The organism is Bordetella sp. FB-8 (genome assembly GCF_000382185.1).
Lineage (GTDB): Bacteria > Pseudomonadota > Gammaproteobacteria > Burkholderiales > Burkholderiaceae_B > Bordetella.
The window spans coordinates 2,070,921-2,086,939 of the sequence record NZ_KB907784.1 but is presented as its reverse complement, the minus strand read 5'-3'; the positions used below and the strand labels follow the sequence as shown (position 1 = coordinate 2,086,939).

Annotated in this window: 15 protein-coding genes; 9 read left to right on the top strand and 6 right to left on the bottom strand. The window is 65.9% G+C overall.

All coding sequences use genetic code 11. The features are described 5' to 3' along the window. Positions 1-11 precede the first annotated feature (11 nt). From H143_RS0110005 to H143_RS0109985, 5 genes are all read right to left on the bottom strand, one after another. Positions 12-977, bottom strand: a complete 966-nt coding sequence (locus H143_RS0110005; RefSeq protein WP_019938107.1) for a 50S ribosomal protein L11 methyltransferase — start codon at positions 975-977, stop codon at positions 12-14. A 199-nt stretch (positions 978-1,176) separates the two neighbouring features. After that, positions 1,177-2,526 (bottom strand): acetyl-CoA carboxylase biotin carboxylase subunit, encoded by a 1,350-nt coding sequence (gene accC, locus H143_RS0110000; RefSeq protein WP_019938106.1) that lies wholly within the window; start codon positions 2,524-2,526, stop codon positions 1,177-1,179. A 12-nt stretch (positions 2,527-2,538) separates the two neighbouring features. Beyond that, positions 2,539-2,976 (bottom strand): acetyl-CoA carboxylase biotin carboxyl carrier protein, encoded by a 438-nt coding sequence (gene accB / locus H143_RS0109995; protein WP_019938105.1) that lies wholly within the window; start codon positions 2,974-2,976, stop codon positions 2,539-2,541. A gap of 81 nt (positions 2,977-3,057) precedes the next feature. Beyond that, on the bottom strand, positions 3,058-3,492 hold the full coding sequence (aroQ, locus tag H143_RS0109990; protein ID WP_019938104.1) for a type II 3-dehydroquinate dehydratase: 435 nt from the start codon (positions 3,490-3,492) through the stop codon (positions 3,058-3,060). Between the two features lie 85 nt (positions 3,493-3,577). Further along, entirely contained in the window at positions 3,578-4,108 is a 531-nt protein-coding gene (locus H143_RS0109985) for a TlpA disulfide reductase family protein (RefSeq protein WP_019938103.1), read from the bottom strand. Between the two features lie 76 nt (positions 4,109-4,184). Between H143_RS0109985 and mpl the strand changes: the two genes are divergently transcribed. The 6 genes from mpl to mtgA all read left to right on the top strand — a co-directional run bounded on the left by mpl (position 4,185) and on the right by mtgA (position 10,688). After that, complete coding sequence (gene mpl, locus H143_RS0109980) at positions 4,185-5,555, top strand: UDP-N-acetylmuramate:L-alanyl-gamma-D-glutamyl-meso-diaminopimelate ligase (protein WP_019938102.1); 1,371 nt, start codon at positions 4,185-4,187, stop codon at positions 5,553-5,555. 205 nt (positions 5,556-5,760) lie between these two features. After that, the gene (locus tag H143_RS0109975) at positions 5,761-6,366 is read left to right on the top strand and encodes a YqiA/YcfP family alpha/beta fold hydrolase (RefSeq protein WP_019938101.1); all 606 of its coding nucleotides are present in this window, start codon (positions 5,761-5,763) and stop codon (positions 6,364-6,366) included. Positions 6,367-6,377: 11 nt separating this feature from the next. Next, complete coding sequence (locus tag H143_RS0109970) at positions 6,378-8,261, top strand: ribonuclease catalytic domain-containing protein (RefSeq protein ID WP_019938100.1); 1,884 nt, start codon at positions 6,378-6,380, stop codon at positions 8,259-8,261. Positions 8,262-8,265: 4 nt separating this feature from the next. Then, positions 8,266-9,111: an energy transducer TonB gene (locus H143_RS0109965; RefSeq protein WP_019938099.1), complete on the top strand. Its 846-nt coding sequence runs from the start codon at positions 8,266-8,268 to the stop codon at positions 9,109-9,111. Then, the gene (gene aroE / locus H143_RS0109960) at positions 9,108-9,962 is read left to right on the top strand and encodes a shikimate dehydrogenase (protein ID WP_019938098.1); all 855 of its coding nucleotides are present in this window, start codon (positions 9,108-9,110) and stop codon (positions 9,960-9,962) included. The genes H143_RS0109965 and aroE overlap by 4 nt, the downstream gene beginning before the upstream one ends. Positions 9,963-9,968: 6 nt before the next feature. Then, positions 9,969-10,688, top strand: coding sequence for a monofunctional biosynthetic peptidoglycan transglycosylase (mtgA, locus tag H143_RS0109955; protein WP_019938097.1), 720 nt, complete (start codon positions 9,969-9,971; stop codon positions 10,686-10,688). Between the two features lie 22 nt (positions 10,689-10,710). On the opposite strand, the gene H143_RS0109950 is transcribed toward mtgA, so the two are convergent. Next, entirely contained in the window at positions 10,711-11,430 is a 720-nt protein-coding gene (locus H143_RS0109950) for a GntR family transcriptional regulator (protein ID WP_026349900.1), read from the bottom strand. Positions 11,431-11,575: 145 nt separating this feature from the next. Here H143_RS0109950 and H143_RS0109945 point away from each other — a divergent pair, with 145 nt between their 5' ends. The 3 genes from H143_RS0109945 to H143_RS0109935 all read left to right on the top strand — a co-directional run bounded on the left by H143_RS0109945 (position 11,576) and on the right by H143_RS0109935 (position 16,012). Then, positions 11,576-13,093 carry a mannitol dehydrogenase family protein gene (locus H143_RS0109945; protein ID WP_019938095.1) on the top strand — a complete coding sequence of 506 codons (1,518 nt, stop codon included), beginning with the start codon at positions 11,576-11,578 and terminating at the stop codon, positions 13,091-13,093. Between the two features lie 27 nt (positions 13,094-13,120). Then, positions 13,121-14,137, top strand: coding sequence for a TRAP transporter substrate-binding protein (locus H143_RS0109940; RefSeq protein WP_019938094.1), 1,017 nt, complete (start codon positions 13,121-13,123; stop codon positions 14,135-14,137). A 90-nt stretch (positions 14,138-14,227) separates the two neighbouring features. Then, a complete protein-coding gene (locus tag H143_RS0109935; RefSeq protein WP_019938093.1) occupies positions 14,228-16,012 on the top strand; it encodes a TRAP transporter large permease subunit in 1,785 nt (594 codons plus the stop codon). The last annotated feature ends 7 nt before the right edge of the window (positions 16,013-16,019 follow it).

Here is a 16,019-nt window from a genome sequence, read left to right as displayed (position 1 = left end):
TGAACCGCAGATTAATTCCGCCGGCCGTGCAGGCAGACCCAGCCCTCGCGCGCACGCCAGACCGACATGGCGATCCAGGGCGCATAGGCGGCGGCGACTTCCTGCGCCTGGCGCTCCAGCACGCCCGACAGAACCAGATGGCCGCCCGGCGCCACTCGACCGGCCAGCATAGGCGCGAGCACCTTGAGCGGGTTGGACAGGATGTTGGCCACCACCACCTGAAAGCCGCCCTCGGGCAGGCCGCCGGGCAGCATGGCCGACAGCTCAACCCGGTTGGCCGAGGCGTTGTCGACGGTGGATTGCACCGCCTGCGGGTCGATGTCGACGGCCAGCGTGGCCCCGGCGCCCAGCTTGCGCGCGGCAATGGCCAGGATGCCCGAGCCGCAGCCATAGTCCAGCAAAGTGGCGTCGGCCGGCATTTCGGCTTCGAGCCAGGCCAGGCATAAATGCGTGGTGGGATGGCTGCCAGTGCCGAAGGCCAACCCCGGATCGAGTTCGATGCGCACGACGCCCGGCGCCATATAGGCCGGCCCGGCCTCGGGTCCTGCCTCATCGGCAGGCGGCAGTCCGTCGGGCACGGCGCCCGGATCGGCGACCTTGTGCCAGCTCGGGATGATCCAGAGTTTCTCGGAAATTTCGATGGGACCGAATTGTGACTGCGTCAGCCGCACCCAATCGGCATCGGGCACTTCGCGCAGGGACCACGCCTGTCCCATCGGTGCATCCAGACCGCAATCGGCCAGCGCGGCTTCGATCAGTTGCGCCGGATCGGCGCCGTCCGGCAGCAAGGCCACCACCCGATTGCGGTCCCAGGCCTGCACATCAGGTTCGGAGCCCGGCTCGCCGAACAGCGGCCGCTCGCCCGCCGTACCTTCATCGGCGTCCTCAACGGACACCGACAGCGCGCCGACCTCGAGCAGCGCGTCGGAAAAGGCCTCAACCTGGGCTTCACGGCAGTGGATAACGAGTTCGCGCATCCTCAGTCTCCGCATGGCCGCCAGCAGGCGTTGATTCTCTTTCGGAGGACAACGCCCTTGGCGTGAATGGACGAAAATTCCGCCCCCTTGGGGGATGAGCCAGAACGCCGCACAGCCCCTGCGGACTGTGCGGTCCCAGGAGAATCCAGGCAGCATGCAGGCCCAAAGGGGGGCAGCGAACGATCGTGGGCGTCGTTCATTACTTGGGACGCTGTTCCAGCTTGTGCTCCAGGTAATGAATGCTGGTGCCGCCTTCCATGAAGCGGGCATCCTGCATCAGATCGCGGTGCAGCGGGATATTGGTCTGAATGCCCTCGACCACCATCTCGGACAGGGCGATGCGCATGCGCGCCATGGCCTGCTCGCGGGTTTCGCCGTAGGTGATGATCTTGGCGATCATCGAGTCGTAATTGGGCGGCACGAAATAGCCGTTGAAGACGTGGGAATCGATGCGCACGCCCGGTCCGCCCGGCACATGCCAATTGGTGATGCGTCCGGGGCTGGGCGTGAAGCGGAAGGGGTCTTCCGCGTTGATGCGGCATTCGATGGCATGGCCCTTGAGGATAACGTCGCGCTGGCGCAAGACGAATTTCTCGCCGGCGGCGATCAGGATCTGCTGCTGCACGATGTCCACGCCGGTGATGAGTTCAGTGACCGGGTGCTCGACCTGCACGCGCGTGTTCATCTCGATGAAGTAGAACTCGCCGTTCTCGTACAGGAACTCGAAGGTGCCGGCGCCGCGGTAGCCCATCTTGCGGCACGCATCGGCGCAGCGTTCGCCCACGCGCTCGATAACGCGGCGTGCGATGCCCGGGGCCGGCGCCTCTTCGATGACCTTCTGGTGGCGGCGCTGCATGGAGCAGTCGCGCTCGCCCAGCCACACGGCGTTGCGCCCGCCGTCGGCCAGCACCTGAATTTCCACGTGGCGCGGATTTTCCAGAAATTTTTCGAGGTAGACCTCGGGATTGTTGAAGGCCGCGCCGGCCTCCGTGCGCGTCATGTTGACGGCGTTGATCAGCGCCGCCTCGGTGTACACCACGCGCATGCCGCGCCCGCCACCACCGCCCGCGGCCTTGATGATCACCGGATAGCCCACTTCCCGGGCGGTACGCATGATTTCCTGCGGGTCTTCGGGCAGCGCGCCTTCGGAGCCGGGCACCACCGGCACGCCAGCTTCGATCATGGCGCGCTTGGCGCTCACCTTATCGCCCATCAAGCGGATGGTTTCGGGACGCGGGCCGATGAAGACGAAACCGCTCTTTTCAACGCGCTCGGCGAAGTCGGCGTTTTCGGACAGGAAGCCGTAGCCCGGGTGAATGGCCTCGGCGTCGGTTACCTCGGCGGCCGAAATAATGGCCGGCATATTGAGATAGCTCTCGCGCGAAGGCGCGGGTCCGATGCAGACCGACTCATCGGCCAGGCGCACATACTTGGCCTCGCGGTCGGCCTCGGAGTGTACGACCACGGTTTTGATGCCCAGCTCGCGACAGGCGCGCTGAATGCGCAGGGCGATCTCGCCGCGATTGGCGATCAGGATTTTTTCGAACATGGGATTGGACTATCAGCCAATGACAAACAGGGGTTGGCCGTACTCGACCGGCTCGCCGTTCTCGACCAGGATTTCTTTGACGACGCCGGACTTGTCGGCCTCGATCTCATTGAGCAGCTTCATGGCCTCGATGATGCACAGCGGATCGCCTTCCTTGACGGCCTGGCCCACCTGGACAAAGGGCGAAGCGCCCGGGTTGGGCGAGCGGTAGAAAGTGCCGACCATGGGCGCCTTGACCGCATGCCCCTGGACGGCTGCCGGCGCGGCGGCTTCGGCCGCGGGCGCGGCGGCCATCGCGCCCGGAGCGGCCGCCGGCTGGTAGGCCACGGGTTGGACGGTCTGCGAGAATTTGACGATGCGAACCTTGCCTTCGCCTTCGGTGATTTCGAGTTCGGCGATACCGGACTCGGCCACCAGGTCGATCAGGGTCTTGAGTTTACGGAGGTCCATAGAAGGCTGATTCCCGAGTGATTGTTTGTGATTGGACGGCCTTGCCGCCCTGCCTGAATGAAGAGCAAAAAGCGCAACCGATCAGTGGCCTGCCGCATAGCGCAGCGCGGCTTCGTAGCCGTCGGCGCCCAGGCCGCTCACCAGCCCCACGGCGGTGTCGGACAGGTAGGAATGGTGCCGAAACGGCTCGCGCTTATAGATATTGGACAAATGTACTTCAATGAAAGGGATGCCCACCCCGGCCAGCGCGTCGCGTATCGCTACGCTGGTGTGCGTATAGGCGGCTGCGTTGATGATGATGAAATCGGTGCCGTCGCCAGCGGCAGCCTGTATGCGTTCGACCAATTCGCCTTCGTGATTGCTTTGCCAGGCCGCCAGCTCCACGCCCAGCTCGCCCGCCAACTTGGCCAGCCCCGCATCGATCTGCGCCAGGGTGCGGCTACCGTAGATGCCGGGTTCGCGCGTACCGAGCAGATTCAGGTTGGGGCCATGCAGGACGAGTACGCTATGCGCCATGAACGTCGTCGAAAAATAAGCAACAAACCGCCTTTTTACGCCAGATTGGGCCAGATTGTCCAACTAACAAAACCATGTGGCGTAATCAGATCAGGCTCGCCAGGGTATTGCGAACATCTTCAGGCTGAATTTTGCCAAGTATGGATCTTTTCACGCTGCCATCTGTAGCCAAAATCAGGGTAAAGGGCAGGCCTGCCGCTGTGTCACCCAAATCGCGCAGCGTATCGATGCCGGAGGCCCCCAAGGCCAGCAAGGGATAGGAAACCGGCACCTTGAGAAGGAATTTGCGTATCTTGGCTACAGTATCAATACCGATGCCGATGAACTGGATTTGCGGGAATTGCTTTTGCAGCGCATCAAGCTGAGGCATCTCGCGGGCGCAGGGCGTACACCAGCTCGCCCAAAAATTGAGCAGCATAGGCCGGCCCTGCCATTCGGACAGACGGCGGGCGGTACCTTGCAGGTCGGCCATAGGGCGGGCACGCAGCGCCGCCAGGGCGGCAGCCGTGGTCGGCTGCACGGCGGGCACAGCGGCCCAACTTGCCGTGCCCGCCGCCCCGCCGGCCAGCGCGGCGGCCAGGGCAGCGCCGGTACGAAGCAAAAGACGACGATCCATGGCGCGATCATACCCTCCCGCGCGGCCATGGAACACCCGGCCTGCCTCTACAATGCGAACAGGAGACTGGACCTTCATGCACCTGCACATTCTTGGCGTCTGCGGCACTTTCATGGGCGGGCTGGCGCTGATCGCGCGCTCGGCCGGCCACAAGGTCACCGGCTGCGACGCCGGCGTATACCCCCCGATGAGCGCCCAGCTGGCCGAGCAGGGCATCGACCTGATCGAAGGCTGGGATCCGGCCCAGATGGCCCTCAAGCCCGACCTGTACGTCATCGGCAATGTGGTCACCCGGGGGAATCCGCTAATGGAGGCCATCCTGAACGCGGGCGTGCCCTATGTCTCCGGCCCCCAATGGCTGGGCGACCATGTCCTGCCGGGCCAGCATGTGCTGGCCGTGGCCGGTACCCACGGCAAGACCACCACCAGCTCCTTGCTGGCCTGGATACTGGAATGCGCCGGTCGCCGGCCCAATTTCCTGATCGGCGGCGTGGCGCCGGACCTGCAGGTATCGGCCCGGTATGCCCCCGATGCACGGCATTTCGTCATCGAAGCCGACGAATACGACACCGCATTTTTCGACAAACGCTCCAAATTCGTCCACTACCGCTCGCGCACGCTCATCCTGAACAACCTCGAATACGACCACGCCGACATCTTCCCCGACCTGGCCGCCATCGAGACCCAGTTCCATCATCTGGTGCGCACGATTCCTACCCAAGGTCGCATCGTGGCGCCCGCCCGTGACGAGGCGCTGGCACGCGTACTCGAGCGCGGCTGCTGGTCGGAGCTGGTCCGGTTCGGCCCGGAGGGGGCCTGGACGGCAGGCGAGCCGCAGGAGGACGGCGCCTTTGCCGTATTGCGCGAGGGCGGGGATCTGGGTTCGGTGCGCTGGACTTTGACCGGCGAGCACAACCGCCGCAATGCCCTGGCCGCCCTGGCCGCGGCCGAACACGCCGGCGTACCGGCTCTTGAGGGTATCGCCGCCCTGTCGCGTTTTGGCGGCGTGAAGCGCCGCATGGAACTGCGCGGCACGGCGCGCGGCATCAGGGTGTATGACGATTTCGCCCACCACCCCACGGCCATCGCCACAACCCTGGCCGGCCTGCGCCGCCAAATCGGCGGCGCGCGCATCCTGGCCGTGCTGGAACCGCGCTCGAACACCATGAAACTGGGATCCATGGCGGCCCGCCTGCCCGAATCCCTGACCGACGCCGACATGGCCTTCATTTATGGCGAACGCGAAGGCAAGCATGCGCTGGGCTGGAACCCGGCCGAAGTCCTGGCTCCGCTGGGCGGCAAGGCCGGCAGCTACGGCGACCTGGATGACCTGGTCGCCGCCGTGACGCGCGCCGCCAAAGAAGGCGATCATGTGGTCGTCATGAGCAACGGCGGGTTTGGCGGGATGCATCAGAAATTGCTGGATGCTTTGGCCGCGAAAGCGTGAGGCGCAAGCGAGGCCTCCAACGCACTTGAGATATGGGGAGTCGGTCGGGTCGCGCCAGGGCCGGTGGGCTGCGGCCTGTCGGAGGCCGCCGAGGGCTTCCGAAGGAAGGGCGGGGGCCGAGCCAGCCGACCAGGCCGCAGCCCTCCCGCCCCGGCGCGATCCGACCGACGCGTTAAAAACTCAGACACAACATACGAGCCACCGCATGAAAAACCGCATCCTCTACCTGCACGGCTTTCGCTCATCGCCCGCCTCGTTCAAAGGCAAGATGATGGCGCAAACCCTGGCCGAACGCGGCCTGTCGCCCATCTGGGCCGCGCCGCAACTGCCCGCCAGCCCCAAGGCCGCCGTCGAGCTGGCCCTGGGCCTGGCGCAAGGCCAACTGAGCGAAAGCAACGACGGCCCCGACAACGACCCATCCAAGCTGACCGTCATCGGCTCCTCCCTGGGCGGCTATTACGCCACCTGGATCGCCGAGAGGCTGGGCTGCAGAGCCGTCCTGCTGAACCCGGCCGTCCATGCGGCGCGGGACCTCGCCCCCGCGGTCGGCCAGCATCGCATGTATCATTCGGACGCACCGTTCACCTTCCTGCCCGAATACCTGGACGAACTGGCCGCGCTGAACGTGGATACGCCCACCCGATTGCAACGGTACTTTCTCATCGCCGCCACCGGCGACCAAGTGCTGGATTGGCGCGAAATGCACGAACGCTATGCCGGCTGCCGGGAACGCATCGTGCAAGGCAGCGACCACGGGCTATCGAACTTCGCCGAACTGCTCCCCGAAGTCCTTGCATTTGCCCTGGAATAGTTTCCCCCACCATGTACGTGTATTACGAAGACGACGGCAATTTCAAGGCCGCCCATACCCTGTCCGAAGCGGACGCCACCCTGCAGGTGGAGTCCGAATCGGGCAAACGCAGCAAGATCAAGCGCACCGCCGTGCTGTTCTCGTTCGACGCGCCCGTGCCCGCCGAATTGATGTCGGCCGCGACCGAACTGGCCCAGGACATCGATCTGCAGTTCCTGTGGGAATGCGCGCCGCAGGAGGAATTCGCCGCCACCGCGCTGGCCGCCGACTACTTCGGCCACGCCCCTTCGCCCGTCGAACAAGCCGCGCTGATGCAACGGCTGCACGGCGCACCGGCCTATTTTCACCGTCGCGGCGCGGGCCGCTACCGGCCCGCGCCGCCCGACGTCCTAGCCGCCGCGCTCGCCGCCTTGGAAAAGAAACGCCTGCAGGCCGAGCAGCAGCAGCAATGGGTGGACGAGATGGCCGCCGGCAAACTGCCCGACCCCGTCGCCCAGGCGGCCGAGTCCCTGCTCGTCAAGCCCGACAAGAATTCCCAGGTCTGGAAAGCCTTCGACGCCGCCTGCGCCACGCTGCAAAAGACGCCCGAGCGTCTGCTGCTGGAACTGGGCGCCTGGCCGCATGCGCTGGCCCTGCACAAGCGCCGCTTCCTGGCCACGCACTTTCCTCGCGGCTCCGGCTTTCCCGAGATGGCCGTGCCGCCGATCGAGCGCGAGCTGCCGCTGGCCGATGCCGAGATCTATTCCGTCGACGATGTCACCACCACCGAGATCGACGACGCCCTGTCGGTAACCGTGCTGCCTGACGGCCGTCTGCGCGCCGGCGTGCACATCGCCGCGCCGGGCCTGGCCGTGACCCGCGGCAGTGAGCTGGATAAGCTGGCGCGCGCGCGTCTGTCCACGGTGTACATGCCGGGCGACAAGATCCCGATGCAGCCCGACTCGGTCATCGCGGCCTTTTCGCTGGATGCCGGACGCGAAGTGCCGGCACTGTCGCTGTACGTGACGGCCGATCCGGCAACGGGCGAGATATTCGAGAGCGAGACACGCCTGGAACGCATCGTGGTGCGCGAGAACCTGCGCCACAACCTGCTGGACGGCCGCATCACCGAGGAAAGTCTGGCCAATCCCCAGTCCGACCTGCCTTACGGCCACTGGCTGCGGCCGCTCTGGCAGCTGGCGCAGGCGCTGTCCGCCAAACGCGAGCAGGTGCGCGGCAAGCCCGAGAACAACTCGCGGGTGGAGTACAGCTTCTACCTGGACGGCAACCCGGACGACCCCGACACGCCGGTGCGGCTGGTGCCGCGCCAGCGCAACGCGCCGCTGGACCGCATGGTGGCCGAATACATGATCCTGGCCAACAATCTGTGGGGCGGCCTGTTGGCGCAGCACGGGGTGCCGGGCATCTACCGTTCGCAACAGGCCGGCCGCGTGCGCATGAGCACCCAGGCGCTGCCGCATGAGGCCATCGGCGTGCCGCAATATGCGTGGAGCACCTCGCCGCTGCGCCGCTATGTCGATCTGGTCAATCAATGGCAGCTGATCTGCACCGTCGACAACGGCGTGGGTGCCCGGCTGGTGGCGCCATTCAAACCCAAGGATGCGGACCTCTTCGCCATCATCGGCGCCTTCGATGCGCAATATGCCGCCTGGTCCGAATTCCAGGGCAATATGGAGCGCTACTGGTGCCTGCGCTGGCTGGCGCAAAACGGCATCGCGCGCAGCACTGCAAGCGTGCTGCGCGACGATCTGGTGCGATTGGCGCATGCTCCGCTGGTCACGCGCGTGGGCGGCCTACCCGAACTCGAACGCGGCACCGCCGTTGAAATAGAAATCCTGGGCCGCGACGAATTGGCCCTGGAGCTCGATTGCCGTTACCTGGGGCCGGCGGAGTAGCCCCATGACACGGCGCCGCAACGATTACCTGCTGATCGGGCTGGCCATTTCACTGCTCCTGCACGCGGGCGTGCTGGCCTGGCATTGGGCGCAGCGCCTGCCACGGCCGCCCGCGCCCGCCCTGGAGGTGGTACTGGTCAACGCGCGCAGCGACACCGCACCGGCTCGCGCGCAAGCCCTGGCGCAGCAAAATCTCGAAGGCGGCGGCGAGGATAAGCAGGGACTGGCCCGCTCGCCCCTGCCGCGCACCGGCCAGGCCGCCGACACCATCGTGCTGCAGGCCATGCGCAAGCGCCAGCAGCAGCTCGAAAAAGAACAGGCGCGCCTGCTGACTAGGCTGCAGGCATCGCGCAAGACCGCAGCCCCTCACCCGGCAACGCATCCGGACGCGACCGCGACCGACCCCGGACAGGACCCCGAAGACCAGCAAGGCGTCATCCAGAACGCCCAAATCGCCGCGCTGTCGCAGCGCGTAGAGGCTTATAACAAACAACCGCGCCGCGCCTTCGTGGGTCCGTCCGCCGAGGCGTCGCGCTATGCGGCCTATCTCGACGGTTGGGCGCGGCGCGTCGAGTCCATCGGCACGCAGCATTATCCCGCAGCCGCCCGCGGCCACCTCTACGGCTCGCTACGCGTGACCATTACCGTACGCAAGGACGGCAGCCTCGCCGGTTTCGAAATCGACCAGCCTTCGCAATACGCCGTGCTCAACCAGGCCGCGCGGCGCATCATTGAAATGGCCGCGCCCTTTGCGCCTTTCCCGCCCGATATTGCCCGCAATATCGATGAACTTGTCATCACCCGCACCTGGCACTTCGTCAACGATTCGCTCAAGACATCCGGCCCATGAGTACACTGCCCCGCTACGCCGTGATCGGCAATCCCGTCGAACACAGCCGCTCGCCGCGCATCCATGCGCTGTTCGGCCAGCAGACCGGCATCGCGCTGCGCTATGAGCGCCTGGCCGCGCCACGGGACGGCTTCGAGCACGCTGCGCGGACTTTCGCGGCCGAAGGCGGCCGCGGGCTGAACGTGACGGTGCCCTTCAAACAGCAGGCCTTCGCGCTTGCACGCGACCACCTTTCGGCGCGCGCCCGGATGGCCGGAGCCGTCAATACGCTGACCTGGAAGGAACAGGCCTGGCACGGCTGCAACACCGACGGCGTGGGCCTGGTGGACGACCTGACCCGCCTGGGCGCGCGCCTGGACGGCGCGCGGGTCCTGCTGGTGGGCGCGGGCGGCGCCGCGCGGGGCGTGCTGCAGCCTCTGGCCCAGGCCGGGTGTGCGCAGCTACGCATCGTCAACCGCACGCCCGAACGTGCCGCCGAGTTGGCGCAAAACTGGCAGTCCGCATGTGCCGGCCTGGCTGTGCAGGTTAGCGCCGGCAGGCTGGCGGATGCGGCCGTCGCAGGCGGCTGGGACATCGTCGTCAATGCCACGGCCAGCAGCCTGCACGGCGCGGCGCCCGATTTGCCCGCCGGTTTGTATGCCAAGGGCGCGCTGGCCTATGACATGTTGTATGCCGCCCAGCCGACGCCTTTCATGAGGCAGGCGGTCCAGGACGGCGCGGCCCATTGCGCCGACGGGCTGGGCATGCTGGTGGGCCAGGCCGCGGAAAGCTTCTTCATCTGGCACGGCGTGCGGCCCGATCCGGTGCCGGTGCTCGGCGTACTGCGCGCCGAGCTGCGGACCCAATACTAAGGCATTATGACCAGGCGCAAGAGCCGCCGCATGCATGGGCTGAGCAAGCTGATCCTGATCCTGGTCGGCCTGTTCCTGCTCTACCAGGTGTGGCTGCTGGGCCAGGTGCTCTGGTACGCACACCACAATCCGGCCGCCAGCGCAGTGATGCGCGAAGAAATGGCCGCCCTGCGCAAGACCGATCCGCGCATCGCGCTGCAGCAGACCTGGGTGCCTTATGCGCGCATCAGCGACGCGCTCAAGCGCGCCGTGGTCGCCTCCGAAGACTCCAATTTCCTGGACAACAACGGCGTCGAATGGAATGCCATACGCGATGCCTGGGAATACAACCAGCACCAAGAAGAACTGGGCCGCAAAGCCCGCCGCGGCGGCTCGACCATAACCCAGCAGCTAGCCAAGAACCTGCTGCTGTCGAACTCGCGCAATTACCTGCGCAAGGGCGAAGAATTGCTGGTGACTTTCATGATCGACCGGTTCATGAGCAAGCGCCGCATCCTGGAGATCTACCTGAATATCGCGGAATGGGGCACGGGCGTCTTCGGCGCCCAGGCCGCGGCGCGGCACTACTACCAGATCGACGCCTCCCAGCTGAGCGCCTACCAGGCCGCGAAACTGGCCGCCATGCTGCCCAGCCCTCGCTACTACGACCGGCACCGCGACACGCGCTATCTCGACGGCCGCGCCGGCATTCTCCTCAGGCGCATGCGGCTGGTGGACATACCCTGATCCGGACTTGCCGGGAACCGGCTCAATCCGAAAAGTAGCTGGCCGGCGCCTGCCGCCGCAATGCCTGCAAGTGTGCGGTAATGTGATTGACGTGGGACAGGACGCTGGTGCGCAGCCCTTTGGCATCGCGGGCGGCGAACTGGGCCAGTATCTGTTCGTGCTCGCGCAACGCGCGGTCGGAATGGCCCGCCACATGTCCCAGAAGCAGCCATCGCACCCGGTCGAACTGGCGCTTGATGGGTTCGAGCATGGTCCAGACATGACCGCGCCCCGCGCACTCGAAGAACTGCCGGTGCATCAGTTCGTCCAATTCTGAGAAACGGTCGATCTGCCCACCCGCGACCGCATCGCGCTGGCGCTGGACAATGCGTTCCAGCTCGGCCATCTGCGCGGGCGTGATCGTCTTGGCCAACTCAACATGGTTGGCGCATTCGAGGGTACCGCGCACGAATCGCCCCTCCTCGAGCAACTGGATGCTGATCGGCGCAACGAGGGTCCCCACTTGGCGGTAGATCAGCACCAATTGCTCATCGGCCAGTTGCGCCAGCGCCTCGCGCACGGGGGTGCGGCTGACATTGATCATCTTGGCGATCGTGGCTTCCGACAGTGCCGTGCGCGGCGGCAGCGTGCCGCGCACAATAGCGCGCAGCAGCAGGCTATGTACCTGATTTGTATACGAATGCGCCGGGTCCAGCTGGAAGTCGGACAGCGCCGCCGCCAGGGACTCTTCGGTCGGAATCATGGATTTTTGCGGATCGGCGGCAACGGCGTTGCGCTTTGTCTGTTCCAGGCGAGGCATTCCACCATGGTAGTACGTATTGGAAAAAAAACCTTGGCCCGAGGGTTATCCCTAGATTTTCGTAGGGGAGATTATCCTTAGACTTCCGATGTTGGTCGACTACCATGGTACTGTGGTGCAAAAAATCCTTCAAAACCCTCCTTCGCAGGGCGCGTTGTCGTCTGTCACGGCAGGCTGCGTCGGTGCGCAGGCCATTTGCCCGGCCTACGATCGCCGCCAACTGGCCGCGGGTATCGTGCACCTGGGCCTGGGCGCCTTTCACCGGGCCCATCAGGCGGTCTATACGGAGCAAACCGTCGCAAGCGGCGACTTGCGCTGGGGCATCATCGGCGTCAGCCTGCGCGATGCGCGGGTGCCGCAAACCCTGGCCGCGCAGGACTGCTTGTACTCGGTAACGGAACGGCATGGCGACCAGGCCCGCACGCGTGTGGTGGGCGTGCTGCGGGCCGCGCTGCATGCGCCCACGCAACTGGAGCCGGTGCTGGCGGCGCTGGGCCGCCGATCAACGGCGGTGGTGACCATCACGGTCACCGAAAAAGGCTACAGCCAGAACCCCTCCAGCGGCGAGCTCGACCTGAACGATGCGGCTGTGCGGCACGACCTGACCCAGCCGCGCATGCCGCGCTCCACGCTGGGCGTGCTGGCCGAAGGCATACGCCGTCGGCCGAGCGGGGCGCCGCTTACGGTGATGTGCTGCGACAATATGGCAGCCAACGGCGACACCCTGCGCACGCTGCTGGCGCAATATGCGCGGGAAACGGACGCATCGCTGGCGCGCCGCATCGAATCGGACATTGCTTTTCCCAACAGCATGGTTGACCGCATCGTGCCTGCGGCTACCGCCGAATCACTGGAATACGCCGCCGAGCGCCTGGGACTGCGCGATGCCGCCGCCATCGTCTGCGAACCCTTCACCCAGTGGGTGATCGAAGACCGCTTCGCCGGGCCGCGCCCCGCCTGGGAAGACACCGGCGCCCTGCTGACCGGCGACGTGCGTCCCTACCAGGCCATGAAGCTGCGCCTGCTCAACGGAGCGCATTCCGCCATCGCCTATGCCGGACAGCTGTGCGGCCTGGAAAGCGTTTCCGATGCCATGGCGGACTCGCTGGTAGGCCCGTTCGTGCGCCGGCTGATGCTGGAAGACCTGTGCGCAACCGTGGCGCCGCCTCCCGGCTACGACGTACAGGCCTACTGCCGCGACCTGCTCAGGCGCTTCGAGAACCCGGCGCTGGCGCATCGCACGCAGCAGATCGCCATGGATGGCACACAGAAAGTACCGGTGCGCTGGCTTCCCGCGCTGCGCGAAAGCCTGGCCGCCGGCATCGAGCGGCCGCTGCTCGAACGCGCGCTGGCCGCATGGCTGCACTACCTGGAACGCGAACGCAGCGACGCGGGCAACGCGCTGCATATCAGCGACCCCGGTGCCGCCGCGCTGGCCGAGCGCCTGCGCCAGGCGCCGTCGCCGCAACGGGCCGCCGCGGCGGCCTTGGCCCACGCACCGGTATTCGGCGCCGAGCCTTACCCGCCGGCCTTTGCCGCGCGCATTGCACGGCACCTGACAAGACTTCGGGAGGGAGGCATGGCCGCCCTCCTTGCCCACGATTAATCCAAAATTATTCCAAAGGAGACACGCATGACCTTCACCCCCACCCGCCGCCAGTTCACCCAGGCCGTCATCGCCGCCGGCGCCGCCGCCGCGCTGCCGCGCTTCGCATTCGCGCAAGGCGTCATCAAGCTCAAGTACGGCACCGCGTTCCCGGCCGACCATCCCGGCACGCTGCGCATCCAGGAAGCCGCCAGGCAGATCAGCCAGGACACGGGCGGCAAGGTAGACCTGCAGGTCTACCCCAACAGCCAGCTCGGCAGCGAACCCGACATGATCTCGCAGACCCGCTCGGGTGCGATCGACATCATGTCCACCGCCGGCACCAACCTGCAGACGCTGGTCCCCACCGCGGGCATCAACGGCGTGGCGTTCGCCTTCAAAGACTACGCCACGGTCTGGGCCGCCATGGACGGCGACCTAGGCAACTACGTGCGCGCCGCGCTGGCCAAGGTCAATCTGCATGCCTACGACAAGGTCCTGGACAACGGCTACCGCAACATCACCACGTCCACCAAGCCCATCGACACGCCCGCGGATCTCAAGGGCTTCAAGATTCGCGTGCCCGGCATCCCGATGTGGATCTCGATGTTCAAGGCGCTGGGCGCGTCTCCCACCGCCATCGATTTCGGCCAGCTGTATTCCGCGCTGCAGACCAAGGTGGTCGACGGCCAGGAGAATCCGCTGACGCTGATCCAGAGCGCCAAGCTCTACGAGGTGCAGAAATACTGCTCGCTCACCGGCCACACCTGGGACGGGCATTTCATTTTCGGCAACGCCAAAATACTGCAGGCGCTACCCAAAGAAGTGCAGGAATCGCTGACCCGCAACCTGGACGCGGCCGCGCTCAAGCAGCGCCAGGACATCGCCCGGCTCAACGGCGAAGCCCAGGCTCAGCTCACCAAGCTGGGCATCGTGTTCAACCGGCCCGATCCCACCCCCTTCCGAACGATGCTGAGCAGCGCGGGCTTCTACGCCGAATGGAAGAAAAAGTACGGCGAGCAGGTATGGGCCAAGCTGGAAAAGTATTCCGGCAAGCTGGCTTGACGCACCAACAGGCGCACCATGCATTCCCTTACTGATTCCCGGGGTGCCGCCCCATCCCTGGCGCGCCGGCTCGACCGGCCGCTGGGCTGGATGACCGAAGTGCCGGCCGCCATACTCGTCGTGGCGGAAATCCTGATCCTGGGCAGCGGCACCTTCTCGCGCTACGTGCTGGACGCGCCGCTGGTCTGGACCGACGAGCTGGCCGGCATCCTGTTCCTGTGGCTGGCCATGCTGGGCGCATGCATCGCCCTGCGGCGCGGCGCGCACATGCAGCTGACCACTTTCATCAAGGACCTCCCTCCCGGCACGCGCGCCTGGCTGCAAGCGCTGGGCATGAGTCTGGTGGTGGCCTTTCTGGCCATGCTGTGTCTGCCCGCATGGGAGCACTGGCAGGAAGACTTCGGCGTGACGACGCCGGTGCTGGGCCTGAGCGAAGGCTGGCGCAGCGGCGCCGTGCTGGTCGGCACGGTGCTGATGCTGGTGACGGCCGCTACCCGTTGGATTGAACAGTCCAGCGGCAGACAGGTGGCCGCAACTGGCACCGCGATGGTCGTGTGCGGCGCCTGCCTGTGGGCATTGACGCCGGTTCTGTCAGACCTGGGCAACATCAATTTGGTCTTCTTCTTCCTGGGACTGCTGGTGTCCTGCATCGTGATCGGCGTGCCCATCGGCTTTTCCTTCGGCCTGTCCACCATGTGCTACCTGGCCTTCTCGACCCAGACGCCAATGTCGATCGTGCCCAGCCGCATGGAAGAAGGCATGTCCAACCTGATCCTGCTGGCGGTGCCGCTGTTCGTGTTTCTGGGCTCGTTGATCGAGATGGCCGGACTGGCCCGCGCGATGATCGGCTTTCTCGTCGGCCTGATCGGCCACGTGCGCGGCGGCCTGCAATATGTTTTGCTGGGTGCCATGTACATCGTCTCGGGCATTTCGGGCGCCAAGGCGGCCGACATGGCCGCGGTGGCGCCGGCGCTCTTTCCCGAGATGAAGCGGCGCGGCAGCAACGAAGGCGACCTGATCGGGCTGCTGTCAGCGTCCGGGGCAATGTCCGAGACCATTCCGCCCAGCATCGTACTGATCACCGTCGGTTCCGTCACGGGCGTGTCCATCACGTCGCTCTTCATTGGCGGCCTGATGCCGGCCGCGGTGGGCGCGCTGCTGATGGCGGCCGTGGTGTGGTGGCAGACGCGCCGCGAAGACATGAGCGGCGTGCGCAGAACGCCGCGCAAGGACATCGGCCGCCTGCTGCTCAAGGCGCTGCCCGCGCTGGTGCTGCCGCTGATCATACGCACGGCGGTGGTCGAGGGCGTCGCCACCGCCACCGAAGTGTCCACCATCGGCATCTTCTACACCGTGCTGGTGGGCATCGTCGTCTACCGCCAGTTCGACTGGCGGCGCATCTATCCCATGCTGCTGGACACGGCTTCGCTGTCGGGTGCGATCTTGCTGATCGTGGGCTGCGCGACGACCATGGCCTGGGCGCTGACGCAATCGGGCTTCGCGCAGGAACTGGTCACGGTCATGACGGCTGTACCGGGCGGCAAGCTGGGCTTTCTGGTGATATCGGCGCTGGCCTTCGTCGTGCTGGGCAGCCTGCTGGAGGGCATTCCGGCCATCGTGCTCTTCGGCCCCCTCCTGTTTCCGATCGCCAGGCTGGTCGGCCTGAACGAAGTCCACTACGCGATGGTGGCGGTCTTCGCCATGGGCTTGGGCCTGTTCGCCCCGCCCTTTGGCGTGGGCTTCTATGCGGCCTGCGCCATCGGGCGCGTATCGCCCGATGTAGCCATGTCGCGGGTGTGGCCGCACATGGGCGCGCTGCTCATCGCGCTGCTGCTGCTGGTTTTCGTGCCCTGGCTCTCGACCGGCTTTCTCTGATCCGCAC